The organism is Streptomyces sp. NPDC001858, from assembly GCF_053594615.1.
Genome location: NZ_JBSFEV010000033.1, coordinates 45,461 through 68,540, shown reverse-complemented (window position 1 = coordinate 68,540; position 23,080 = coordinate 45,461). Strand labels below are relative to the sequence as shown.

Sequence of the window (23,080 nt, the reverse complement as noted above, 5' to 3'; positions counted from 1 at the left end):
ACGAGGAACCACGCGATGTCCAGCACGCTCTCCCGAGTCCGCGCCGCCTACGCCCGCATCGAAGCGGTCGACCGCCCGGAGATCTGGATCGACCTGCGCCCGCGGGACGACGTCGAGGCGGAGGCCCGCTCGCTCGACGCCCGCGTGGCGCGGGGCGAGCACCTTCCCCTGGCCGGCCGGCTGTTCGCCGCCAAGGGCAACATCGACGTGGCGGGCCTGCCCACCACCGCGGGCTGCCCGGCGTACGCCTACCGCCCCGCGGCCGACGCCCCGGTGGTCGCCGGGCTGCGCGCGGCGGGCGCCCTGCTTCTGGGCACGACGAACCTGGACCAGTTCGCGACCGGCCTGGTGGGCACCCGCTCACCGCACGGCGCGGTCCGCAACGCCCACGACCCGGCGCGGATCAGCGGCGGCTCCAGCTCCGGCTCGGCCGTCGCGGTGGCCCTGGGCATCGTCGACCTCGCCCTCGGCACGGACACGGCGGGCTCGGGTCGGGTCCCGGCCGCCTTCAACGGCATCGTCGGCCTCAAGCCCACGCGCGGCCTGGTGCCCACCGAGGGGGTCGTCCCGGCCTGCGCGTCGCTGGACTGCGTGACGGTGTTCGCCCGCACCCTGCCCGAGGCGGAACAGGCCCTGGCCCATATGACGAGCGGCACGACCGCGCCGTCCGCCGCCATGGGCCGGGCCCCCGGCCCGTGGCGCATCGCGGTCGCGCCCCTCGACCAGCTCGGCGAGCTGGACGAGGGCTGGCCCGAGGCCTACGAGGCGGCGGTGCGCCGGCTCGCGTCGGCGGGGGCCGAGATCCGCACCCTCGACCTGAGCCCCTTCACCGAGGCCGCCGCGATGCTCTACGAGGGCGCGTTCGTCGCCGAGCGCTACACGGCGGTGGGGAGCTTTGTCGACACGTTGCTGGCGCAGGGCGGGGAGGGCCTGGACCCGACCGTCGCCGGCATCATCACCCGGGCCCGGGACATTCCGGCCCACCGGCTCTACACGGACACCGAGCGCCTGACGGCCCTGCGCACCCGCGCACTGTCCGAACTGGCCGACGCGGACGCCCTGCTGCTGCCCACCGCCCCCGGTCATCCCACCCTCGCCGAGGTCGCCGCCGATCCGCTGGGCGCCAACGCCCGTCTGGGCCGCTTCACCAACTCCACGAACCTCTTCGACCTGGCGGCGGTCGCCGTCCCGGCCGGCGAGGTGAACGGCCTGCCCTTCGGCGTGATGCTGATCGGCCCGGCCCACACCGACGAACGACTGGCGAAGATCGCGCCCCTGCTGCAACCGCAGGCCCGGCTGGCCGTGGTGGGCGCCCATCTGACCGGCCAGCCCCTGAACCCCCAACTCCTGTCCCTGGGCGCGACCTTGGACCGCACGACCACGACGGCCCCGCTCTACCGCCTGCACGCCCTGCACACGACCCCGCCGAAGCCGGGTCTGGTGCACGTGGGAGAGGGCGGCGCGGAAATCGAGACGGAGATCTGGCGCCTCCCGGCAGAGGGCCTGGGCCGCCTGCTGACCGCACTGCCCCGCCCGATGACCCTGGGCAGCGTGCAACTACGGGACGGCACCGCCGTCCCCGGCTTCCTGTGCGAACCGGGCGCACTGACGGAGGCCGAGGACATCACCCGGTACGGAGGCTGGCGCTCGTATCTGGACAGGCCTTAGGGACCTACCCCACGGACGAGTAGGCGACCACTCCCCGCAGCAACTGGTCAACAGCTTTGCGCGCGTTCTTCGCCACGGTGGAACCCTCCGCGGCGGACGCCGCGGAGATCTGCCCCAGCACGTCGATGACCTGCTTGCACCACCGTACGAAGTCCCCGGCCGGCATCTCCGCCTCCCGGAGGACTTCGTCCAGCCCCTTCCCCGAGGCCCACATGTACGCGGACCAGGCGAAGCCGAGATCGGGCTCGCGCTGCCCGACGCCCTCGGTCTGGCTGATCCGGAAGTCCTCCTCCAGGGCGTCCAGCCGCCCCCAGATCCGGACCATCTCGCCGAGCGCGGCCTTCGCCTTGCCCGAGGGCAGCTTCGGCGCCATCGCGTCGTCGCCGACCCGCGCTTCGTAGACCAACGCCGAGACGCAGGCGGCGAGTTCGGCGGGGGCGAGCCCCTCCCAGACGCCCGCGCGCAGGCATTCGCTCGCGAGCAGGTCGAGCTCGCCGTAGAGACGGGCGAGCCGCTTGCCGTGTTCGGTGACCTCGTTGCCGCGCAGATAGTCCAGCTCGGTGAGGAGTGCGACGATCCGGTCGAAGGTGCGGGCGATCGTGTTCGTGCGCCCCTCGATCCGGCGCTCCAGCTGCGAGGTGTCGCGCGCCAGCCGGTGGTAGCGCTCGGCCCAGCGGGCGTGGTCCTCGCGGTCGGTGCAGCCGTGGCAGGGGTGCGCGCGGATGGCCGTCCGCAGCCGGGCGATCTCCCGGTCGTCCGCGGCCTGGGCGCGCTGCTTGCGGGCCCGCTCCGGCGGGATGTGCCCGGCCTTGGTGCGCAGCGCGGAGGCGAGGTCCCGGCGGGACTGCGGGGAGCGCGGGTTGAACGTCTTCGGGATCCGCATCCGCTCCAACGCCTCGACCGGCACCGGGAAGTCCATCGAGGCCAGTCGCTTGACCTGGCGCTCGGCGGTGAGGACGAGCGGACGCGGCCCGTCGTGCTGGTCGAAGCCGCGGTGCCCGTTGGCGCGGCCCGCGGGCAGACCGGGGTCGAGCACCAGCGCCAGGCCGGCGTACTTGCCGGTGGGCACATGGATGACGTCACCGGGCTTGAGCTTCTCCAGCGCGACGGCGGCCTCGGCGCGCCGCTGGGCCGCGCCCTGCTTGGCCAGCTCGGTCTCGCGGTCCTTGAGGTCGCGGCGCAGCTGCGCGTACTCGTCGAAGTCACCGAGGTGGCAGGTCATGGAGGCCTTGTAGCCTTCCAGGCCCTCCTCGTTGCGCTGCACCTGCCGGGAGATCCCGACCACCGACCGGTCGGCCTGGAACTGCGCGAACGACGTCTCCAGCAGTTCGCGCGAGCGGTGCCGCCCGAACTGTTCGACGAGGTTGACCGCCATGTTGTACGACGGCTTGAAGCTGGAGCGCAGCGGGTAGGTGCGGGTGCCCGCGAGCCCGGCGAGGTGGTCGGGGCTCATGGCGCGCTGCCACAGCACGACGGCGTGCCCCTCGACGTCGATGCCGCGCCGGCCCGCGCGCCCGGTGAGCTGGGTGTACTCGCCGGGGGTGATGTCGGCGTGCTGCTCGCCGTTCCACTTGACGAGCTTCTCCAGGACCACGGACCGGGCGGGCATGTTGATGCCGAGCGCGAGGGTCTCCGTCGCGAAGACGGCCTTGACCAGCCCGCGCACGAACAGTTCCTCGACGACCTCCTTGAAGGTCGGCAGCATGCCCGCGTGGTGGGCGGCGATGCCCCGCTCCAGGCCCTCCAGCCACTCGTAGTAGCCGAGGACGTGCAGGTCCTCGTCGGGGATGGCGGCGGTGCGCTCCTCGACGAGGGCCCGGACTTCGGCCCGCGCCTCCTCGTCGTTCAGCCGCAGCCCGGCGTACAGGCACTGCTGGACGGCGGCCTCGCAGGCGGCGCGGCTGAAGATGAACGTGATGGCGGGCAGCAGCCCTTCGGCGTCGAGCCGCTCGATGACCTCCGGCCGCCCCGGCGTCCACACCCGCGAGCGCTGTCTGCGCTCGCGCTCGCGGTCGGCCTCGCGCATGTTGCGGCCGCGTCTGCGGTCCTGGTAGGAGGGCCTGCTGGCCTCCATCCGGGCCAGCCGGGCGAGGTCGGGGTTGACGGCTCTGCGGTTGCCCTCGCCCTCCTCGAACAGGTCGTACATCCGCCGTCCGGCGAGCACGTGCTGGAACAGCGGCACGGGCCGGTGCTCGGAGACGATCACCTCGGTGTGCCCGCGCACGGTGTCCAGCCAGTCGCCGAACTCCTCGGCGTTGGACACGGTCGCGGACAGCGAGACCAGGGTGACCGACTCGGGGAGGTGGATGATCACCTCTTCCCACACGGCGCCCCGGAAACGGTCGGAGAGGTAGTGCACCTCGTCCATCACCACGTACCCGAGGCCCAGGAGCGTCTGCGAGCCGGCGTACAGCATGTTCCGCAGCACCTCGGTGGTCATCACGACCACCGGGGCGTCGGAGTTGACGCTGTTGTCGCCGGTGAGCAGGCCCACCTTGTCAGCTCCGTAGCGGCGGCACAGGTCGGAGTACTTCTGGTTCGACAGCGCCTTGATGGGTGTCGTGTAGAAGCACTTCTTGCCCTGCTGGAGGGCGAGGTGGACGGCGAACTCGCCGACGATCGTCTTGCCCGAGCCGGTGGGGGCGGCCACCAGGACGCCCTTGCCCGCCTCGAGCGCCTGGCAGGCCTCGATCTGGAAGGCGTCGAGACCGAAGTCGTACATCTCGCGGAAGGACGCGAGCGCGGTGGCCTGCTCGACAGCACGCTTACGGGCTGCCGCGTACCGCTCGGCCGGTGAGAGGTCCTCTGTCATCGTGCTTTCGAGCGTACCGGGCCGCACTGACAACAGGACGATCATTATCCGGATCTCCTGCCACAAAACCTGGGTACGCCCAGCTCACGGGCGCACACGGGGCACGCGGGGCACCCTCCGCACGGCCCCGTGACACGCACCGCGCCCCGGGGAGTGCCTTTCGGCTCGCCCCGGGGCGCGGTCGAGATCATGGCCTGCGGAACGACGCCCGCGGCCTCGGCGACGATCGTCAGGTCACGTCGTCGTAGCCGTTGACGCGGTCCGTGCTGGTCTGCTCCGGCAGCGTGCGGCTGGCGGAGACGGCCTCGACCTCGCCGACGTCCTCGGGAGTGAGGTCCAGCTCGGAGGCCTCGTCGTCGGCCGGGCCCCGGGCGTCGCGGCGGCGACGGCGACGGTCGTTCACCAGGGAGAAGCCGGTCGCGCCGAAGTACAGGATCCAGATCGGTCCGGCGAGCGCCAGCATCGAGATGGGGTCCGTGCTGGGCGTGGCCACGGCGGCGAACACCGTGATGCCGATGATCATGGCCCGCCACCAGCCGAGCATGCGCCTGCCGGTGACCATGCCGGTCAGGTTGAGCATGACCAGCAGCAGCGGCAGCTCGAAGGAGAGGCCGAAGACGATGACCATGCGCGTGACGAGCTGCAGCAGGTCGTCGAGCGGCAGGAGGTTGCTGACTCCGCCCGGGGTGAAGTCGATCAGCACCTTCGCGGTGGTCGGCAGCACGGCGTAGGCGAAGTAGCCGCCGCCCAGGAACAGCGGGACGCCGACGCCGACGAACGCGTAGGCGTACTTGCGCTCGTGGTTGTGCAGGCCCGGCGCGATGAAGGCCCACAACTGGTAGAGCCAGACCGGCGAGGCGAACACGATGCCGGCCATCAGGGAGACCTGAAGGGCCAGCGTGAAGGGCGCGAGGAGACCGTTGATCGTGATGCTCGCGCACTTGTTGGTGGCGTCACCCGAGTTCAGCTGGCTCGCGATCTCTTCGAAAGTCTTCCCACAGCCGACCGAGTCGAGGATCGGCTTGGTGAGGAAGTTGATGATGTCGTTGTAGAAGAAGGCGGCTACGACCGTCACGAGGACGATGGCCAGCATCGCCTTCGCGAGCCGGTTGCGGAGCTCACGAAGATGATCCGCGAGGGGCATCCGCCCCTCGGGGTCCTTCTCCTGCTTGCGGGCAGACTTCAGCAACCCACGTTCCCATCTCGAGCGGCGGGCCGGAGGTCACCGGCCCTGGGTCAGCGCTTGGTCGTGTCCGTCGGCTCGGTGACCGGGCGGGCGCTGGTCACGTCGCCGGGGGCGGCCTGGATGGTGCGCTGAGCCGGCGGCTGCTCGCCGGGGGTGGGCGGGCCGGCCGGAGTGGCCGCGTTGTTGCTGCCCTCGTCCTTCATCGCCTTGGCCTCGCTCTTGAGGATGCGCGCGGACTTGCCGAGCGAGCGGGCCATGTCCGGAAGCTTCTTCGCGCCGAACAGCAGGATGATGACGACGAGGATGAGAATGATCTCGGGAGCTCCGAGCCTTCCGAACATAAGTCTTTACCTTCTCACCGAGGCGGCTGGGTGGGGTGCTGTCCGATCGGTCGGACATGTGTCCGAAGGATCGTGCTGGCAGCGATCGTAACGCTCAGGGGTTAACGTCAGGCAATCCCCGTGCGTACTCCCGGTCAGCGGTCCGGGCCTCGTTCTCCGAGCCGCGTCAGCAGCGTACCTGTCCCCGCCACCTGCGCGGGAGGGCGAAGTGGCCCAAACCGCATGAGCCGCTCGACTCACAGGACCACCACAGCGCGCCGCGAAGCTCGCCACAGCACCTGTCACAGAGTGTCCACAGCCCGGGCCGCGCTCACGGCCGCCCGCTCCAGATCCTGAGCCGCCCGGTCGATGCGGCGCGCGGACTCCGCGACCTGCCGCCCCAGCCGCTGCGCCTCCAGAAAAACCCGCACGGCGAACACCGCGAGAACGGCAAGACCCACAAAACCCACGGCAACCGCGAACATCGGCCAGAACATGGGGGCGAGCCTAAGCGCTCCGCTGGAAGTGCCGCCACGCGCCGTCGTTTCGCTGCGGCGCCGTCGTGGCTGGTCGTGCCCGCGCGGCGGAGCCGCATATGTCAGCGCCCCGCGCCCCTTCAGGGCGCTGCCGAACCGCAGCCGACTTCCCCCGACCCGCTCAGACCCCGCTACGGACTGTGCAGCCGCAAGGTGCGTACGCCGCCGTCGGTGAGCAGCTCGACGATCCGCTCACCCGCCGGCTTGCGCACCGCCGCCCCGCAGCCGGGACAGGTGAAGGAGTAGAACGTGGTGCGGCTGGAGGCGCCGATGGCCAGCATCAGCGCGCCCGCGCCGAGCTCGAAGTGCCCCCGGCAGTCCGGGCAGCCGGCTCTGAACCGGACCGGAGCCACGCTGCGCATGCCCGCGAACGCGGAAGCCACCGAGATGTCCCGCACACCAGACGTCACCGACTCGCTCAAAGCTCCTGCTCCCGCCCCTCGACCCGACTGTCGTCGCCCGCCCCCCGCCGCACCGCCGGTGCGTCGTCGTACGCCGCCAGCGCCTCGCGGGCGGCCCTGCGGGCACTGTCGGCGAGCTCCGGCGGCGAGACGATCCGGCCGTCCCGGCCGAGCCGCAACGCCAACCGCCGCAGCGACGCCGGTTCGGGCGTGCGCAGAGTAATACGCAGTCCGCCGTCCGGAAGCTCATCGGCGCTGTCGTGCGGGTAGTACTCGGCGACCCAGCGCCCGCCCGGATCGACCTCGACCACGACCTCCGGATCCTCCGCGGCCGGCTGCACCAGCCCCTCCGACAGATCCCGCAGCTCGACCTCGGGCGGCGCCGACGGCTCGTCGAGGATCTTGATCTCGGCGACCCGGTCCAGCCGGAACGTGCGGCGCGCCTCCGAGCGGCGGCACCAGGCCTCCACATACGTGTGCCCGACGCTGACCAGCCGGATGGGGTCGATCTCGCGCTCGGTGACCTCGTCCCGAGCCGGCGAGTAGTAGCGGATCCACAGCCGGCGCCGCTCCGAGATCGCCCGGTCCACGTCCGCGAAGACCCCGCCCTCGGACTCGAACGTCACCGACAGCCGCGCGCTCGCCCCCGCCGCCTCACCGGCCGCGGCCTCCACCTTCGCCGTCGCCCGCAGCAGCGCCTGCCGGTCCCCCTCCCGCAGACCGGGCAGCGTGGCCACGGCCCGCGCCGCCACCAGCAGCGCCGTCGCCTCGTCGGCCGCCAGCCGCAGCGGCTCGGCGGCCTCCGCACCCAGCGCGGCCGGGTTGTGCCACCAGATGCGCTCCCCGTCGGTGTCGATGTCGAGGAGATCACCGCCACGGAAACTCGTCCCGCACATCGGCAGCACGTCGAGATCCGAGACCAGCTCGTCCTCCGTGATGCCGAACGCGCGCGCCACGTCCTCGATGCGCGCGCCGGGGCGCTCCCTGAGATACGTCACCAGGGAGAGCATCCGCCGGGTCTGGTCGATCGCGTTCGCCGGCCTGACCGGTTTGCCTGCCACTGTGTTGCTCGCTCCCCCTCAGCCCTTGGCCACGGCCCGCAGCCGGTCCACGACGTCCGCCCGCAGCTCAGCGGGCTCCAGGACCACCACGTCCGGCCCGAACTCCACCAGCCAGGCGTCCAGCCCATGGCCGTACGGAATCTCCAACTCGTCCCAGCCGTCACCGAGTTCCCGCACCGAGCCGGCCTTCGCCCGCAAGGGGTACCCGGCGCCCGCCCGCAGCCGGATCAGCGCACTGCGGTCCGCGGTCTCCCCCGCCCAGCTCGCGACCGTCTCCCGCACGGTGACGACATCCGGCACCGGCACGGTGAAAGCCGCCCCGCGCGAACGCACCCGACCGGTGATCCGCGACAGCCGGAAGACCCGCTCGGCGCCCCGGTCCCGGTCGAAGCCCGCCAGATACCAGTGGCCCCGCCAGCACTCCAGCGCCCACGGCTCGACATGCCGGGGCTCCGGACGCGCGGCCGTGGCCTTGCGATAGTCGAACACCACGGGCCGCCGGTCGCGACAGGCCAGCATCAGCGGTTCGAAAGCCGCCTCGTGCACCGGGATCCGCGGCTCCAGCGCACCATGCGCCTCGTACGGGTCGACGTCCTCGGGCAGCCCCGCCGCGCGCAGCTTCTGCAGAGCGCCGCTCGCCGCGCCCGCCAGCCGGGCCTGCTGCCACACCTTGGCGGCCAGCCCCAGCGCCGCGGCCTCCTCGGCGTCCAGCGTGATCGCCGGCAGCCGGTTGCTGTCCCGGCGGGCCAGATAGCCGATCTCCCCGTCCAGGCTCTCCACGGTCTCGATGACCAGGCCCAGCTCCCGCAGATCGTCCTTGTCCCGCTCGAACATCCGGTTGAACGAGTCGTCCGACCCCGCCCCACCGCTCCCCGGCCTGAAGGTCTCGACGTACGCCTCGATGGAATCGCGCAGCTCGCGCTTGCTGAGCGGCCGCCGCGTCCCGAGCAGACACAGCGCCAGGTTCATCAGCCGCTCGGCCTTGGCAATGGCCATCGACGCCCTTCGCCTCCCCTATGGTGCTTACGATCGTCGACCGTACCGCCCCGCGGGGCCCGGACAAAAGCCGAGGGCCCACGCCCGGACAGGCATGGGCCCCAGATGATCGACACCGGTCGCACGACGACCGGCACGGACCGGCTCCTACGAGGATCAGACCCCGAGCAGGTCCACCACGAAGATCAGCGTCTCGCCCGGCTTGATCGCCGGAGTCGGGCTCTGGTCGCCGTAGGCGAGGTGGGCCGGAATGGTCAGCTGACGACGGCCGCCGACCTTCATGCCCTGCACACCCTGGTCCCAGCCCTTGATGACCCGGCCGCCACCGAGCGGGAAGCGGAACGGCGTCCCACGGTTCCAGCTGGCGTCGAACTCCTCACCGGTGCTGAAGGCGACACCCACATAGTGGACGGAGACGGTCTGACCGGCCTGCGCGATCTCGCCGTCGCCCTCCCAGATGTCCTTGATCTCGAGGTCCGCCGGGGGCGCGCCTTCGGGGAAGTCGATCTCGGGCTTGTCGATGCTCACGTCACTGCTCCTGCATGTCTCACGGAAAGGCAACACGGACAGTCTTACACCTCGCAACGCCTCACATCTTCGCGAGGATGTCCACCGAGAACACCATCGTCGAGTCCTTCTCGATACCGCTGCCGCTCGGCGGGCTGTCCCCGTAACCCAACGACGGCGGAACGACGATGACGACCCGACTGCCCACCTTCTTGCCCGTCAACCCCTGCGCCCAGCCCTTGACGACCTGCTGCAACGAGAACGACGTCAGCTGACTGCGCTCGTACGTCGAGTCGAACTCCTTGCCCGTGTCCCACACCACGCCCTTGTACTGCACCAGCACACTGTCGTCCGCCGCCACCACCGTGCCGTCGCCCTCGATGACGTAGTTCGCCACCAGCTTCGTCGGCGGGTCCGCCTTGGGAATCTCGATCGAAGGCGCCTTGCCGTCCGTGTTCGTGCCCACCTTCGGCAGCTTCGCGTCGCTCTGCGCCACCTTCGCGCCCTCGGCGGAGCTCTTGGCGTTGAAGGTGTCCTTGATGTCGAAGACGAACACCAGCGTGTCCGTGCCCGTCACCCCCACCTGCGAATTGCCCTCCTTGCCGAAACCCCAGGTCGGCGGCACCGAGAACAACACCCTGCTACCGGTCTTCCTCCCCGTCAGCGCATAACGCCAGCCGTCGAGAGTCGTGCCCTGCGCAATCTGGGTGACCAGCGGAACCTTACGGTCATAGGAATTGTCCAGGACCTTCGCACTGGCCCAGATCTGCCCCAGGTAGTCGGCCTGGATGTAGTCGTTCTCCGCGACGACCTTCCCGCCGCCCGCGATCACCGTCTTCACCGCCAGCTGATCCGAAGGCTCACCCGTGCCCTTGGCGACCGTCGGCTTCTCACCGAACTTCACCCCCGCGGTGATCGCCGGCAACGGACCGTCGACGATCTTCGGCGCAGGCGCCGCGGAAGCGGACGTGTCCGAGGCCGACGGCGACGCACCGTCGCTCACCTTGCCCGAATCGGAATCTTCATCACCGCACGCGGAAAGAGTGACCAGTCCCGCGGGGACGGCGGCAAGAATGAGGGAGCGTCGGCGCACGATGAAAGCCTCGTAATCGGTCGATCTTCTGATGGAGTGCGCGCAACTCTACGACGTGACACGGGCACCGTACGGAAAACGTACGGTGCCCGTGTTGCGTTCCGCACCCCGTGCGGAACACGACCCTCACATGCCGGCGATCAACTTCTCCACCCGGTCGTCCACCGACCGGAACGGGTCCTTGCACAACACGGTGCGCTGTGCCTGGTCATTGAGCTTCAGATGCACCCAGTCCACCGTGAAGTCCCGGCGCTGCTCCTGCGCCCGCCGGATGAAGTCACCGCGCAACCGCGCCCGAGTCGTCTGCGGCGGCACCGACTTGCCCTCGAAGATCTTCAAGTCGTTGCAGATCCGCGCCGCCTGCCCCTTGCGCTCCAGCAGGTAGTACAGACCACGACGCCGGTGGATGTCGTGGTAGGCGAGGTCTATCTGCGCCACCCGCGGATGCGACATCGTCATATTGTGCTTGGCCCGGTACCGCTCGATGAGCTTGTACTTCATCACCCAGTCGATCTCGGTGCCGATCCGGTCGAGGTCCTCCGCCTCGATCGAGTCCAGCGTGCGGCCCCACAGCTCCAGGACCTGATCGACCGTACCGGTGCGGATCCCACGACGCTCGACGAAGTCCACGGCCTTCTCGTAGTACTCGCGCTGCACCTCCAGCGCCGAGGCCTCCCGGCCGCTGGCCAGCCGCACCTTGCGCCGGCCCGTGATGTCATGACTGACCTCACGGATCGCCCGGATCGGGTTCTCCAGCGTCAGATCCCGCATCACCGTGCCCGCCTCGATCATGCGCAGCACCAGATCGGTCGCACCGACCTTCAGCAGCATGGTCGTCTCGGACATGTTCGAGTCGCCCACGATGACATGCAGCCGGCGATACCGCTCGGCATCCGCATGCGGCTCGTCCCGCGTGTTGATGATCGGCCGCGAGCGGGTCGTCGCCGAGGAGACGCCCTCCCAGATGTGCTCGGCCCGCTGACTGACGCAGTAGACCGCCCCACGGGGCGTCTGCAGCACCTTGCCCGCGCCGCACAGCAGCTGCCGGGTCACCAGGAACGGGATCAGGATGTCCGCGAGCCGGGAGAACTCCCCGTGCCGCGCCACCAGATAGTTCTCGTGGCAACCGTAGGAGTTGCCCGCCGAGTCCGTGTTGTTCTTGAAGAGGTAGACGTCGCCCGCGATTCCTTCCTCGTGCAGGCGTCGCTCCGCGTCCACCAGGAGTCCTTCGAGAATGCGCTCGCCGGCCTTGTCGTGGGTGACCAACTCGGTCACGTTGTCACATTCCGGTGTCGCGTATTCCGGATGCGATCCCACGTCGAGATAGAGGCGGGCGCCGTTCCGCAGAAAGACATTGCTGCTTCGGCCCCATGACACGACACGGCGGAAGAGGTACCGCGCCACTTCGTCGGGAGACAGCCGACGCTGTCCCCTGAACGTACATGTGACGCCGTACTCGTTCTCCAGCCCGAAAATGCGGCGGTCCATGACTGAACATTACGCCCGATCCCCTGAACTGAAACGGGGTTCGGCAGCACGGTTTGGATCATTTTCCGATGAAGCCGCAACCATCACACCCCCGGCCGGAACTGCGAGTACCCGCCCCGCGGCCAGCAAAACCACCAACGACACGGCCCCCGCGACACCCGACACCGCGAACCCCCACAACGCCCCGCCCTCCTCCACGACCGGCCCCGCGACACCCGTTCCCACCGACGCGCCCACCGTGAACATCGTCACCAGCCACGAGAACGCCTCCGTCACCGTCCCACGCGGCGCATGCCGATCCACGATGACGAACGCACAGGCCAGCACCGGCGCAAGGAACAAACCGGCCAACGCCGCCAACCCCACCATGGCCACCGCGCCCGGCATCAGCATCAACGGCAGATAACACACCGCCAAAAACGCCACCAGCACCCGCAGTCGCCGCTCCGGCGCACCCGCCCACCGCCGCGCCCCGTACGCCATACCTCCGACCAACGCCCCCAGACCCAGCGCCGCCATCAACCACCCGTACACCGCATCACCGCCGTTGCCGTCCGCGTACGGCACCGCCGCCACCGTGATGGACCCCATCGCGACACCCACGAACAGCAACGCGCCCAGCAGCACCAGCAACCCCGGCGAACGCAGCGCACCCAGCCAGTGCGCCTCGCGCGGAGCCGACCGCCACGCACGCGAAGGCGCCGACACCACCACCGACAGCGCCCCCAGCACCCCCACCCCGTTCAGCACCAGCAGCGCCGCCCGCTCCGACCACAACGACGTGCACAACGTCACCAGCAGCGGCCCGACCGTGAACATCACCTCCTGCGCCACCGCGTCCATCGCGTACGCCGTCGGCACCTGGTCCTCCCGACGCAGCACCGACGGCCACAACGCCCGCAGACCGCCCTCCAGCGGCGGCGTGAAGAGCCCGCCGACCACCATCGCCGCATACGCCACCGGCAGCGGATCCGTGCCCGCGAACGCGAAGAACCCCATCGCCAGCGCCGACACCAGCGCGGCCGGCAACTGGACCCGCGGCTGCCCGTACAGATCCACCAGCCGCCCCAGCACCGGCTGACCCACGGCACTCGCCACGCCGTAGACCGACACCAACGCGCCCGCCAGGCTGTACGAAGCCCCCTCCGCCCGCACGAACAGCACGATCGCGATCGCCGACGTGGCGTTCGGCAACCGGCCGACCAGCGTGCCGGTCAGCAGCCTGGCGGCGTGCTTCGCCCTCAGGATCTCCAGGTATCCCGCGTATCCCCCGGCCAATGTCCCGCCTCCATCGCGTCCGCCGTCGGCTCGCCCGTGACAGTGAGCCACCTCGAAGTTTTACGTATAACGTCTCTTGTCATACGTACCATGTGCGCTGTTCACCAGTCCAGACGAAAGAGCAGGCCCACGGTGCCACGAGGTAGCACGCGCCCGACGAGCCGCGACGTCGCCCAGGCCGCAGGAGTCTCCCAAGCCGCCGTCTCCCTCGTCCTCGGCGACAAATGGCGCGGCCGCGTCTCCGAGACCACCGCCGAACGCGTCCGCGAAGCAGCCCGCGACCTCGGCTACCGCCCCAACCTCGCCGCCCGCAACCTCCGCCTCGGCCGCACCCGCACCGTCCTCCTCGTCGTCCCCGCCCTCACCACCGAATTCTTCGCCGGCGTCTACACCGGCGCCGCCCGCGTCGCCGCCGACCACGGCTTCGGCGTCGTCCTCTACCCCTCCCCCGAAGGCGTCGGACCCGCCCGCGACCCCTTCCACTCCGCCCAAGCAGCCCTCGACGGCGTCCTCGCCTCCTCCATGGCCGCCGACGCCCTCACCACCATCCGCGGCGACCAACTCCCCCTCGTCATGCTCGACAGCGACCCCACCGGAAGCCACGGCGCCGCCACCGTCAACCTCGACATCGCCGACGGCGTACGCCAGGTCGCCGACCACCTCACCCACCTCGGCCACCGCCACTTCCTCCACCTCGCCGCCGACATCCCCTCCTGGACCTTCCACGTCCGCGCCCACGCACTCGCCACCCGCCTCGCCACCACCCCCGGCACCACCCTGCGCACCGCCCCCGCCCCCATCAACATCGACGAGGCCCGCACCGCCACCGAAACCGCCCTCACCGCCCCCGGACCACGCCCCACCGCCATCGTCTGCGACGACGACAAACTCGCCGCCGGCGCCTACAAAGCCCTCCGCCGCCTCGGCCTGCGCATCCCCGACGACATCTCCGTCACCGGCCTCGACGACCTCGCCCTCGCCACCGCCCTCGACCCCGAACTCACCACCGTACGACTCGACGCCGAACTCTTCGGCGAACGCGGCATGCACGCCCTCCTCGCCGTCCTGGAAGGCCGCACACCCGACAACGGAGACATCCCCGTCCACCTCGTCGTACGCGCCTCCACAGCCCCGCCCAGCCCCTCCTGAAACGCCCTGTGCCCCGGCCGAAGACCCGACCGGGGCACAACAGGAACAAAAAGCGAGCACGAACCCGCGGACGGCCTACTCCTCGTCCGCGCTCTCCGCCTCCGTCGACGCACCGTCCGCCTCCAGCAGACGACCCAGCTGACGCCCCACGATCCGCTTGAACTTCCGCGCCTGCGGCCGCGTACGATCCAGCACCGCCACCTCCAGCCGCTCCGCCGGAATCTCCCGCTCACTGCCGTTCGTATCACGCGACAACGCCTGAACAGCCAGCTTCAACGCCTCCGCCAGGCTCATCCCGTCCTGATGACGCTGATCCAGATAACTGCTGATCGTCTCGGCATTACCGCCCACCGCCACCGAACCGTGCTCATCCACGATCGAACCGTCGTGCGGCAACCGATAGATCTGATCACCGTCCGGAGTCTCACCGACCTCCGCCACCACCAGCTCCACCTCGTACGGCTTCTCACCCGCCGAGGAAAAGATCGTGCCCAACGTCTGCGCATACACGTTCGCCAGACCACGCGCCGTCACGTCGTCCCGGTCGTAGGTGTAACCACGCAGATCCGCGTACCGCACACCACCGATCCGCAGATTCTCATACTCGTTGTACTTACCGGCGGCCGCGAAACCGATCCGGTCATAGATCTCGCTGAACTTGTGCAGCGCACGGGACGGATTCTCACCGACGAACACAATGCCGTCGGCATACTGCAGCACAACCAGGCTGCGACCACGCGCAATGCCCTTCCGCGCATACTCCGCGCGGTCCGCCATCGCCTGCTGGGGTGAGACATAGAACGGCGTCGACACCGGTTATCCGTCCCTTTCTGTCGAAATCACTGCATCACCTGGAACTGGAACAAGAACCGGACCGCCGACTACAGCAGAGCGGCACGCGGGCCGTCCGGCTGCTCCAGACGACGCTCCAGAATCGAACGGGCGATCTCCGACGACTCCTCGTCGCTCAACCGACGGAAACCGTCCTCGGTGATCACGGTGACGATCGGATAGATCCGACGCGCGACATCCGGACCACCCGTCGCCGAATCGTCGTCCGCCGCGTCGTACAGAGCCTGCACCACCAACATCGTGGCCTCGTCCTCCGTCAGATCACCGCGGAACAGCTTCTTCATCGCCCCACGCGCGAAGATCGAACCCGAACCCGTCGCCGCGAAGTGATGCTCCTCCGAACGACCACCCGTCACGTCGTACGAGAAGATCCGACCCCGGTCACGGTCCACGTCGAACCCGGCGAACAACGGCACGACCGCCAAACCCTGCATGGCCATGCCCAGATTCGAACGAATCATCGTCGAAAGACGGTTCGCCTTGCCCTCCAGCGAGAGCTGCGCCCCCTCGACCTTCTCGAAGTGCTCCAGCTCCAGCTGGAACAGCTTCACCATCTCCACGGCCAGACCGGCCGTGCCGGCGATGCCGACGGCCGAGTACTCGTCCGCCGGGAACACCTTCTCGATGTCCCGCTGCGCGATGACGTTGCCCATCGTGGCCCGACGGTCACCGGCGAGCACGACGCCCCCGGGGAACGTGACGGCCACGATCGTCGTCCCGTGCGGCGCCTCGATCACACCCTGCGTGGGCGGCAACTGCCGCTTGCCGGGCAGCATCTCCGGCTGGTGATCGGAGAGGAAGTCCATGAAGGACGAGGACCCAGGCGTCAGGAAGGCAGCTGGTAGACGCCCGGTGCTACGAGTGTTGGCTTCCACGCGTTTCCTTCCAGGTAATCGGCAGCTCGGTTCATCGCTTCGGGGTCGTCCCTCAACAGACCGAGGCCGGAATTGCAGTTGAAGCACAGTACGCCACGGACCCTACCCGTCTGATGACAGTGATCAACCTGCATGGCTGGCGCTGCCAGGCAGATACAACAGACACCCATCTGAGAGGCGATCAGCTCGTCGCGCTCGGCTTCGGTGATGTCGTACTTCCGCCGGAGATGACCGGCCGGGGCGGAGGCCGCCTTGCACGCCTTGCAGCGGCTCGCCAGGCCATCGGCGGCGCTGTTCTTTCGGTGCCAACCGCTGTGCGGCTTCACTTCGCCGCAACCCCGACACTGCTTGTGGCCGGGCGGGACGGGCACCTTCTCGCGCACCCTCCGACCCTTTGCCTCCTGGCGCTGCCGGTAGTACTCCGCCGAGCACTCCCGGCAGTACGCCTGGAGACCATCACGCATGGACTTGTTGCTCGCGAAAGCCGTCCGCGGCTTCGCCTGCTGGCACCGCGAACACTTTCTGGCTTCTCGCTCGTAGAGCACTTGCAGACTCCCCCGTACCAAACCTTCGAATCGAAGGAGAAATGGGCCTACTGCCCGCCCTTCTGAACGAAACTACGCACGAAGTCCTCTGCGTTCTCCTCGAGTACATCGTCAATCTCGTCAAGAACCGAGTCCACGTCGTCGCTCAGCTTCTCCTGGCGCTCCTTGAGGTCTTCCGAGCCCTGAGTCTCGGCCGCCTGCTCCTCGACCTCCTCCGTGGAGCGCGTCGCCTTCTGCTGGCCGCCGCCGGTGTCCTTGGTCGCCATAACCCTCACCCCGCTCTTTCGCCCGACATGGTCGACAGGTCGGCATTCCTGCCGATCGGTGATGATCAGACCCTACAAGCCGGGTCCGACATCGGCCCCGTAGTTGCTTCAACGTACGGGAGCCACCTCGATGATTCCCGGACAGGGGACTTTCCACCCCGTCCGGCAGGTTCCGTCCGGGTAACCGTTCAGCTGCCCGAAAGGACCCTGACCAGGTCTTCTGCCGTGCGGCAGCGGTCCAGGAGCTCCTTGACGTGATTTCGCGTTCCGCGAAGCGGTTCGAGGGTTGGGACCCGCTGGAGCGAATCCCGGCCCGGCAGGTCGAAGATCACCGAGTCCCAGGAGGCCGCGGCGACGTCGTCGGCGTACTGCTCCAGGCAGCGGCCGCGGAAGTAGGCGCGGGTGTCCTCCGGGGGCGTCGTGATGGCCCGCTCGACCTCGGACTCGTCCAGGAGGCGCTTCATGCGGCCGCGGGCCGCCAGACGGTTGTAGAGGCCCTTCTCGGCGCGTACGTCGGCGTACTGGAGGTCGACGAGGTGGAGGCGGGCGGCGTCCCAGTCGAGGCTGTCGCGGCGTCGGTAGCCCTCCATGAGTTCTCGCTTGGCGACCCAGTCGAGTTCGCCGGCGAGGCTCATGTGGTCGTTCTCCAGGCGGGTGAGGGTGTCCTCCCAGCGGGCCAGGACGTCCTTCGTCTGGTCGTCGACGTCCGCGCCGAAGCGTTCCTCGACGTATTTGCGGGAGAGCTCGTAGTACTCCATCTGCAGTTGGACCGCGGTGAGTGTGCGGCCGCTGCGGAGGGTGACCAGTCGTTTGAGGGTGGGGTCGTGGGAGACCTGGTGGAGGGTGCGTACGGGCTGGTCGACGGCGAGGTCGACGGCGATGAAGCCGTCCTCGATCATGGACAGGACCAGGGCGGTCGTGCCCAGCTTGAGGTAGGTCGAGATCTCGGAGAGGTTCGCGTCGCCGATGATGACGTGGAGGCGGCGGTATTTCTCGGCGTCGGCGTGCGGCTCGTCGCGGGTGTTGATGATGGGGCGCTTCAGCGTCGTCTCCAGGCCCACCTCGACCTCGAAGTAGTCGGCGCGCTGGCTGAGCTGGAAGCCGTGTTCGTGGCCGTCCTGGCCGATGCCTACGCGGCCGGCGCCGGTGACGACCTGGCGCGAGACGAAGAACGGGGTGAGGTGGCGCACGATGTCCGAGAAGGCGGTCTCGCGCTTCATCAGGTAGTTCTCGTGCGTGCCGTAGGAGGCGCCCTTGTTGTCGGTGTTGTTCTTGTAGAGGTGGATGGGCTGGGCGCCGGGGAGCGCCGCGGCGCGTTCGGCGGCCTCGGCCATGATGCGTTCGCCGGCCTTGTCCCAGAGGACGGCGTCGCGGGGGTTGGTGACCTCGGGGGAGCTGTATTCGGGGTGTGCGTGGTCGACGTAGAGGCGGGCGCCGTTGGTGAGGATGACGTTGGCGAGGCCGATGTCCTCGTCGGTGAGCTGGCTGGCGTCGGCGGCCTCGCGGGCGAGGTCGAAGCCTCGTGCGTCGCGCAGCGGGTTCTCCTCCTCGAAGTCCCAGCGGGCCCGGCGGGCCCGGTGCATCGCCGCCGCGTAGGCGTTGACGATCTGGGACGAGGTGAGCATGGCATTGGCGTTGGGGTGGCCGGGGACGGAGATGCCGTACTCCGTCTCGATGCCCATTACTCGCCGTACGGTCATGCGGCCCTCCTTGCCCGGCGGCACCCTCGGTCGTGGGCGCCGCTCAGATACCGGTGGTGCTCCGGTGCGTGTGCGGTGCCCGTCCCCGCAACTCGCGACCCGGCGGTACGGAAGAGCCTAGAACGCCTCTGCGCTGGTGGGGAGATCATTTGCGTCATTGCCTTGCTCCAGCCGTGGCCTGGAAAACAGTCGGCTGCGGGTGCCCTGGTGGGCACCCGCAGCCGCCCTGTTCTTACAGGTACTGTCCGGTGTTGGCCACCGTGTCGATGGAGCGTCCGGTGTCCGCGCCCTGCTTTCCGGTGATGAGGGTACGGATGTAGACGATCCGTTCGCCCTTCTTTCCGGAGATTCGGGCCCAGTCGTCGGGGTTGGTGGTGTTGGGCAGGTCCTCGTTCTCCTTGAACTCGTCCACGCATGCCTGGAGGAGGTGGGAGACGCGCAGGCCCTTCTGGTTCTTGTCGAGGAAGTCCTTGATGGCCATTTTCTTGGCGCGGCCGACGATGTTCTCGATCATGGCGCCGGAGTTGAAGTCCTTGAAGTAGAGGACTTCCTTGTCGCCGTTGGCGTAGGTGACTTCCAGGAAGCGGTTTTCCTCGGTTTCGGCGTACATGTGTTCCACGGCCGTCTGGATCATGCTCTGGACGGTGGTGGTCTTGTCGCCGCCGTGTTCGCCGACGTCCTCGGAGTGGAGGGGGAGGCGTTCGGTGAGGTACTTCTGGAAGATGTCCTTGGCCGCTTCGGCGTCCGGGCGCTCGATCTTGATCTTCACGTCGAGGCGGCCGGGGCGCAGGATGGCGGGGTCGATCATGTCCTCGCGGTTGGAGGCGCCGATGACGACGACGTTCTGCAGGCCTTCGACGCCGTCGATCTCGGCGAGGAGCTGGGGGACGATGGTGTTCTCGACGTCGGAGCTGACGCCGGAGCCGCGGGTGCGGAAGAGGGATTCCATCTCGTCGAAGAAGACGATGACGGGGGTGCCCTCGGAAGCTTTCTCGCGGGCACGCTGGAAGACGAGGCGGATCTGTCGCTCGGTCTCGCCGACGTACTTGTTGAGGAGCTCGGGGCCCTTGATGTTGAGGAAGAAGCTCTTGCCGGTGGCCTGGCCGGTGACTTCGGCGACCTTTTTGGCCAGCGAGTTGGCGACGGCCTTGGCGATGAGCGTCTTGCCGCAGCCGGGGGGTCCGTAGAGCAGGACGCCCTTGGGCGGGCGGAGCTCGTGCTCCTTGAAGAGGTCGGGGTAGAGGTAGGGGAGCTCGACGGCGTCGCGGATCATCTCGATCTGGCCGCCGAGGCCGCCGATCTGCTCGTAGCCGATGTCGGGGACCTCTTCGAGGACGAGTTCTTCGACCTCGCTCTTGGGGACGACCTCGTAGACGTAGCCGGAGCGTGGTTCGAGCAGGAGGGCGTCGCCGGGGCGGATGACGACGTCGAGGAGTGGTTCGGCGAGCCTGACCACTCGTTCTTCGTCGGTGTGCCCCTGCACGAGGGCGCGTACGCCGTCCTCGAGGATCTCCTTGAGGGTGACGATGTCGCCGACGCTCTCGTATTCCATGGCCTCGACCACGTTGAGGGCTTCGTTGAGCATCACTTCCTGGCCGCGTCGGAGCTCTTCGAGCTCGACGCTGGGGCTGACGTTCACGCGGAGTTTGCGGCCTCCGGTGAAGATGTCGGCCGTGCCGTCCTCGTTCGCCGTGAGGAAGACGCCGAAGCCGGCCGGCGGCTGTGCGAGCCGGTCGACTTCTTCCTTGAGGGCCACGATCTGGTCGCGGGCCTCGCGGAGTGTGTTGGCGAGTCGCTCGTTCTGGGCGGACACGCCGGCCAGGTTTGTCTGCAGCTCGACGATCCGCTCTTCGAGAATCCTCGTGTGTCGCGGAGAGTCGGCGAGCTTGCGTCGCAGGACGGCGATCTCCTGCTCAAGGTAGGCAATCTGCCCGGACGGGTCGTCGGACCCTCGTCCCGGGCGGATGCCGCGGTTCATGTCGTCGTCGTGGGCTGCCACGGTCCTCACCTCCTCCAAGGGGAGCTGGACGCTTCCAGACCCTACCTGGGTGGGTGTCGATTGAAACCCCTAGATCACAAAGACGGTCGGGGTGTGTCCGATCTTCACCCTTGCGCTCTCCCTCACGCCAGGGGAATACCCACCGAACATGATTGGGAAGCGGCCGAGGGTAGGGTCGAACTGTTCAACACCCGTCAGAGCCTGCATCGTTCCCTTGCGGCTCGACAGTAAACGGCAGGAGTCAAGGCGTGCAGCAGGAGGCCGGTGTCGGCGGTGAGGCTCTGGAGGTCTGGATCGATCAGGATCTCTGTACCGGCGACGGGATCTGCGTGCAGTACGCGCCTGAGGTGTTCGAGCTGGACATCGACGGTCTGGCGTATGTCAAGAGTGCGGATGACGAGCTTCTGCAGGCCAAGGGGGCCACGACGCCGGTGCCGTTGCCGTTGTTGACGGACGTGGTGGACTCGGCGCGGGAGTGTCCGGGTGACTGCATTCATGTACGGCGAGTTTCGGACAGCGTCGAGGTCTACGGTCCGGACGCGGAGTGAGATCGTCGTCGCGGGCTGTGATCTCTGTCTGATTTCTCACAGGGCGGGTGGCCTGGATCAGACGCTGTGGGCGCCTGCGGGTGTCGAGCGGATGAACGTGTTGTCCTTCCACTGCCACTTGGCGCTGTCCTTGACGTCGGGGCAGCAACTGGGTACGTCGGCCGTGGAGTAGCCGAGGAGTGTGGCGAGGACGGCTCCGTCGGTGATGGCGAGGCTGGTGACGGTGGTGCGGTCCTTGGGGTCGACGAGGGTGGCGACCACGCGTGCGTGGGTGCTGTCGGCGCTTTGGGTGAGGATGTAGAGGGCGTCGGGCGGGGTGCCCATGGCGGCGTCGCAGTGGACGACGGCGGCGGTTTCGGGACGGCCGTCGCCGTCGAGGTCGCCGGTGGCCTTTTTGACGACGAGGGCCTGGACGGGGCCGCATTCGAGGGGGAAGTCGACGCCGGTGGTGGCGGGGGCGGTGGTGCTGGTGGGTGCGGGTGTGGCGGCCGGTCGGGCGGGTTGTGCGGCGGTCGCGGACCTGGGCTGCAGGAGCGAGGAGAGGGCGATGACGCCGGCGAGGGCCGTGGCGGTCGCCACCCAGTGGATCGGCCGGGTGTGGGTGTGTGCCAGTTCCGGGACGGCGGATTGCTGCACTAGGAGCGTCTCCTGTGATGGCTGTGCCGGTGGGGGTGGGGGATCGGCCAGCATCGTGCCACACGTCACAGGGTGGGGGAACGGCGGGGTGCGGGTTGTGCGGTGAAGGGGTGTGGAGGGGTGGGGTGGGTGGTCGGGGGGCAACGCGAGGGCGCCGTGGTCGAGTTCCGGTGGTGTGGTCGGGAACTCGGTCACGGCGCCGTGTCGTTGGGTGTGGTGCGGGGCCGGGTCAGCGGCCGGCGCCTCCGTCGGCGTTGGGGCCGTCGTAGTCGTCTCCGTAGGCGCCCTTGGCGGGGCGGCGGCGGCGCATGGGGGGTTCGACGCCGTCGGCGAGGCGGCGGACGGTGAGGAGGAAGCCGGTGTGGCCGATCATCCGGTGGTCGGGGCGGACGGCGAGGCCTTCGACGTGCCAGTTGCGGATCATCGATTCCCAGGCGGTGGGCTCGTTGAAGGAGCCGATCTCGCGGATGGACTCGACGGTCCGGGCGAGCTGGGTGGTGGTGGCGACGTAGCAGCAGAGGATGCCGCCGGGGACGAGTGCCTTGGAGACGGCTTCGAGGCATTCCCAGGGGGCGAGCATGTCGAGGATGACGCGGTCGACGTCGGTGTCGCTGAGGTTGTCCTGGAGGTCGCCGACGGTGAGCTGCCAGGCGGGGTGGGGGCCGCCGAAGTAGCGCTCGACGTTCGCCTGGGCGATGTCGGCGAAGTCCTGGCGGCGCTCGTAGCTGTGCAGCATGCCCTGGTCGCCGATGGCGCGCAGCAGGAAGCTGCTGAGCGATCCGGAGCCGACGCCGGCTTCGACGACGCGTGCGCCGGGGAAGATGTCGGCGAAGGCGAGGATCTGCCCCGCGTCCTTGGGGTAGACCACGGCGGCGCCGCGGGGCATGGACAGGACGTAGTCGGGGAGCAGGGGGCGCAGCGCGAGGTAGGCGACGTTCCCGGTGGTGCGGACCACGCTGCCCTCGGGTGCGCCGATCAGTTCGTCGTGCGGGAAGGAACCCTTGTGGGTGTGGAAGTTCTTCCCGGCTTCGAGCGTGAACGTGTAGTGGCGGCCCTTGGGGTCGGTCAGCTGAACCTGGTCCCCGACCTTGAAGGGCCCGCGCCTGCGGGCGGCACCGGTCGGTTCGGACATGTGACCAGCCTACCGGCGTTTGCGGGGGCCGC

The 23,080-nt window shown here is 68.9% G+C and carries 22 protein-coding genes; 3 read left to right on the top strand and 19 right to left on the bottom strand.

What is annotated here, in order from left to right; all coding sequences use genetic code 11:
- Positions 1 to 15 precede the first annotated feature (15 nt).
- Positions 16 to 1,668 carry an allophanate hydrolase gene (gene atzF, locus ACWCPF_RS34295; RefSeq protein ID WP_451049003.1) on the top strand — a complete coding sequence of 551 codons (1,653 nt, stop codon included), beginning with the start codon at positions 16 to 18 and terminating at the stop codon, positions 1,666 to 1,668.
- A 4-nt stretch (positions 1,669 to 1,672) separates the two neighbouring features.
- On the opposite strand, the gene ACWCPF_RS34290 is transcribed toward atzF, so the two are convergent.
- The 11 genes from ACWCPF_RS34290 to ACWCPF_RS34240 all read right to left on the bottom strand — a co-directional run bounded on the left by ACWCPF_RS34290 (position 1,673) and on the right by ACWCPF_RS34240 (position 13,346).
- Positions 1,673 to 4,525 (bottom strand): DEAD/DEAH box helicase, encoded by a 2,853-nt coding sequence (locus ACWCPF_RS34290; protein WP_451049002.1) that lies wholly within the window; start codon positions 4,523 to 4,525, stop codon positions 1,673 to 1,675.
- 184 nt (positions 4,526 to 4,709) lie between these two features.
- Positions 4,710 to 5,669: a twin-arginine translocase subunit TatC gene (tatC, locus tag ACWCPF_RS34285; RefSeq protein ID WP_451049001.1), complete on the bottom strand. Its 960-nt coding sequence runs from the start codon at positions 5,667 to 5,669 to the stop codon at positions 4,710 to 4,712.
- A gap of 47 nt (positions 5,670 to 5,716) precedes the next feature.
- The gene (gene tatA / locus ACWCPF_RS34280; RefSeq protein WP_351908119.1) at positions 5,717 to 6,007 is read right to left on the bottom strand and encodes a Sec-independent protein translocase subunit TatA; all 291 of its coding nucleotides are present in this window, start codon (positions 6,005 to 6,007) and stop codon (positions 5,717 to 5,719) included.
- A gap of 281 nt (positions 6,008 to 6,288) precedes the next feature.
- Positions 6,289 to 6,483 carry a hypothetical protein gene (locus ACWCPF_RS34275; protein ID WP_079663381.1) on the bottom strand — a complete coding sequence of 65 codons (195 nt, stop codon included), beginning with the start codon at positions 6,481 to 6,483 and terminating at the stop codon, positions 6,289 to 6,291.
- Positions 6,484 to 6,653: 170 nt separating this feature from the next.
- On the bottom strand, positions 6,654 to 6,944 hold the full coding sequence (locus ACWCPF_RS34270; RefSeq protein WP_451049000.1) for a hypothetical protein: 291 nt from the start codon (positions 6,942 to 6,944) through the stop codon (positions 6,654 to 6,656).
- The gene (locus tag ACWCPF_RS34265) at positions 6,941 to 7,984 is read right to left on the bottom strand and encodes a helix-turn-helix transcriptional regulator (RefSeq protein ID WP_451048999.1); all 1,044 of its coding nucleotides are present in this window, start codon (positions 7,982 to 7,984) and stop codon (positions 6,941 to 6,943) included. The genes ACWCPF_RS34270 and ACWCPF_RS34265 overlap by 4 nt, the downstream gene beginning before the upstream one ends.
- An 18-nt stretch (positions 7,985 to 8,002) precedes the next feature.
- Positions 8,003 to 8,980, bottom strand: a complete 978-nt coding sequence (locus ACWCPF_RS34260) for a helix-turn-helix transcriptional regulator (protein ID WP_451048998.1) — start codon at positions 8,978 to 8,980, stop codon at positions 8,003 to 8,005.
- A 156-nt stretch (positions 8,981 to 9,136) separates the two neighbouring features.
- Positions 9,137 to 9,508, bottom strand: a complete 372-nt coding sequence (locus tag ACWCPF_RS34255; protein ID WP_451048997.1) for an FKBP-type peptidyl-prolyl cis-trans isomerase — start codon at positions 9,506 to 9,508, stop codon at positions 9,137 to 9,139.
- Positions 9,509 to 9,569: 61 nt separating this feature from the next.
- Positions 9,570 to 10,580, bottom strand: coding sequence for an FKBP-type peptidyl-prolyl cis-trans isomerase (locus ACWCPF_RS34250; protein WP_451048996.1), 1,011 nt, complete (start codon positions 10,578 to 10,580; stop codon positions 9,570 to 9,572).
- Positions 10,581 to 10,706: 126 nt separating this feature from the next.
- Positions 10,707 to 12,068, bottom strand: a complete 1,362-nt coding sequence (pafA, locus tag ACWCPF_RS34245; protein ID WP_319335180.1) for a Pup--protein ligase — start codon at positions 12,066 to 12,068, stop codon at positions 10,707 to 10,709.
- A gap of 9 nt (positions 12,069 to 12,077) precedes the next feature.
- Complete coding sequence (locus ACWCPF_RS34240) at positions 12,078 to 13,346, bottom strand: MFS transporter (RefSeq protein ID WP_451048995.1); 1,269 nt, start codon at positions 13,344 to 13,346, stop codon at positions 12,078 to 12,080.
- Positions 13,347 to 13,478: 132 nt separating this feature from the next.
- Here ACWCPF_RS34240 and ACWCPF_RS34235 point away from each other — a divergent pair, with 132 nt between their 5' ends.
- The gene (locus ACWCPF_RS34235; protein ID WP_451048994.1) at positions 13,479 to 14,495 is read left to right on the top strand and encodes a LacI family DNA-binding transcriptional regulator; all 1,017 of its coding nucleotides are present in this window, start codon (positions 13,479 to 13,481) and stop codon (positions 14,493 to 14,495) included.
- Between the two features lie 75 nt (positions 14,496 to 14,570).
- Here ACWCPF_RS34235 and prcA read toward each other — a convergent pair whose 3' ends face one another.
- The 6 genes from prcA to arc form a co-directional block, all read right to left on the bottom strand.
- The gene (gene prcA, locus ACWCPF_RS34230; protein WP_450947829.1) at positions 14,571 to 15,308 is read right to left on the bottom strand and encodes a proteasome subunit alpha; all 738 of its coding nucleotides are present in this window, start codon (positions 15,306 to 15,308) and stop codon (positions 14,571 to 14,573) included.
- A 68-nt stretch (positions 15,309 to 15,376) separates the two neighbouring features.
- On the bottom strand, positions 15,377 to 16,222 hold the full coding sequence (gene prcB, locus ACWCPF_RS34225) for a proteasome subunit beta (RefSeq protein WP_451048993.1): 846 nt from the start codon (positions 16,220 to 16,222) through the stop codon (positions 15,377 to 15,379).
- On the bottom strand, positions 16,174 to 16,767 hold the full coding sequence (locus ACWCPF_RS34220; protein WP_451048992.1) for an endonuclease VII domain-containing protein: 594 nt from the start codon (positions 16,765 to 16,767) through the stop codon (positions 16,174 to 16,176). The genes prcB and ACWCPF_RS34220 overlap by 49 nt, the downstream gene beginning before the upstream one ends.
- A 47-nt stretch (positions 16,768 to 16,814) precedes the next feature.
- Positions 16,815 to 17,033, bottom strand: a complete 219-nt coding sequence (locus ACWCPF_RS34215; RefSeq protein ID WP_057579613.1) for a ubiquitin-like protein Pup — start codon at positions 17,031 to 17,033, stop codon at positions 16,815 to 16,817.
- A gap of 188 nt (positions 17,034 to 17,221) precedes the next feature.
- Complete coding sequence (gene dop, locus ACWCPF_RS34210) at positions 17,222 to 18,733, bottom strand: depupylase/deamidase Dop (protein ID WP_451048991.1); 1,512 nt, start codon at positions 18,731 to 18,733, stop codon at positions 17,222 to 17,224.
- A 232-nt stretch (positions 18,734 to 18,965) separates the two neighbouring features.
- Positions 18,966 to 20,732 (bottom strand): proteasome ATPase, encoded by a 1,767-nt coding sequence (gene arc, locus ACWCPF_RS34205; RefSeq protein ID WP_351908148.1) that lies wholly within the window; start codon positions 20,730 to 20,732, stop codon positions 18,966 to 18,968.
- Between the two features lie 248 nt (positions 20,733 to 20,980).
- Between arc and ACWCPF_RS34200 the strand changes: the two genes are divergently transcribed.
- Positions 20,981 to 21,280, top strand: coding sequence for a ferredoxin (locus tag ACWCPF_RS34200; protein WP_451048990.1), 300 nt, complete (start codon positions 20,981 to 20,983; stop codon positions 21,278 to 21,280).
- A 57-nt stretch (positions 21,281 to 21,337) separates the two neighbouring features.
- On the opposite strand, the gene ACWCPF_RS34195 is transcribed toward ACWCPF_RS34200, so the two are convergent.
- The gene (locus ACWCPF_RS34195) at positions 21,338 to 21,916 is read right to left on the bottom strand and encodes a hypothetical protein (protein WP_451048989.1); all 579 of its coding nucleotides are present in this window, start codon (positions 21,914 to 21,916) and stop codon (positions 21,338 to 21,340) included.
- A gap of 229 nt (positions 21,917 to 22,145) precedes the next feature.
- Positions 22,146 to 23,048: a tRNA (adenine-N1)-methyltransferase gene (locus tag ACWCPF_RS34190; protein WP_451048988.1), complete on the bottom strand. Its 903-nt coding sequence runs from the start codon at positions 23,046 to 23,048 to the stop codon at positions 22,146 to 22,148.
- Positions 23,049 to 23,080: the final 32 nt, after the last annotated feature.

Excerpts from the sequence above, each read along its gene's own strand:
- atzF (WP_451049003.1), top strand. The coding sequence starts at position 16 with ATGTCCAGCACGCTCTCCCGAGTCCGCGCCGCCTACGCCCGCATCGAA.
- ACWCPF_RS34290 (WP_451049002.1), bottom strand. The coding sequence starts at position 4,525 with ATGATCGTCCTGTTGTCAGTGCGGCCCGGTACGCTCGAAAGCACGATG.
- tatA (WP_351908119.1), bottom strand. The coding sequence starts at position 6,007 with ATGTTCGGAAGGCTCGGAGCTCCCGAGATCATTCTCATCCTCGTCGTC.
- ACWCPF_RS34275 (WP_079663381.1), bottom strand. The coding sequence starts at position 6,483 with ATGTTCTGGCCGATGTTCGCGGTTGCCGTGGGTTTTGTGGGTCTTGCC.
- ACWCPF_RS34260 (WP_451048998.1), bottom strand. The coding sequence starts at position 8,980 with ATGGCCATTGCCAAGGCCGAGCGGCTGATGAACCTGGCGCTGTGTCTG.
- pafA (WP_319335180.1), bottom strand. The coding sequence starts at position 12,068 with ATGGACCGCCGCATTTTCGGGCTGGAGAACGAGTACGGCGTCACATGT.
- ACWCPF_RS34215 (WP_057579613.1), bottom strand. The coding sequence starts at position 17,033 with ATGGCGACCAAGGACACCGGCGGCGGCCAGCAGAAGGCGACGCGCTCC.
- dop (WP_451048991.1), bottom strand. The coding sequence starts at position 18,733 with ATGACCGTACGGCGAGTAATGGGCATCGAGACGGAGTACGGCATCTCC.
- ACWCPF_RS34190 (WP_451048988.1), bottom strand. The coding sequence starts at position 23,048 with ATGTCCGAACCGACCGGTGCCGCCCGCAGGCGCGGGCCCTTCAAGGTC.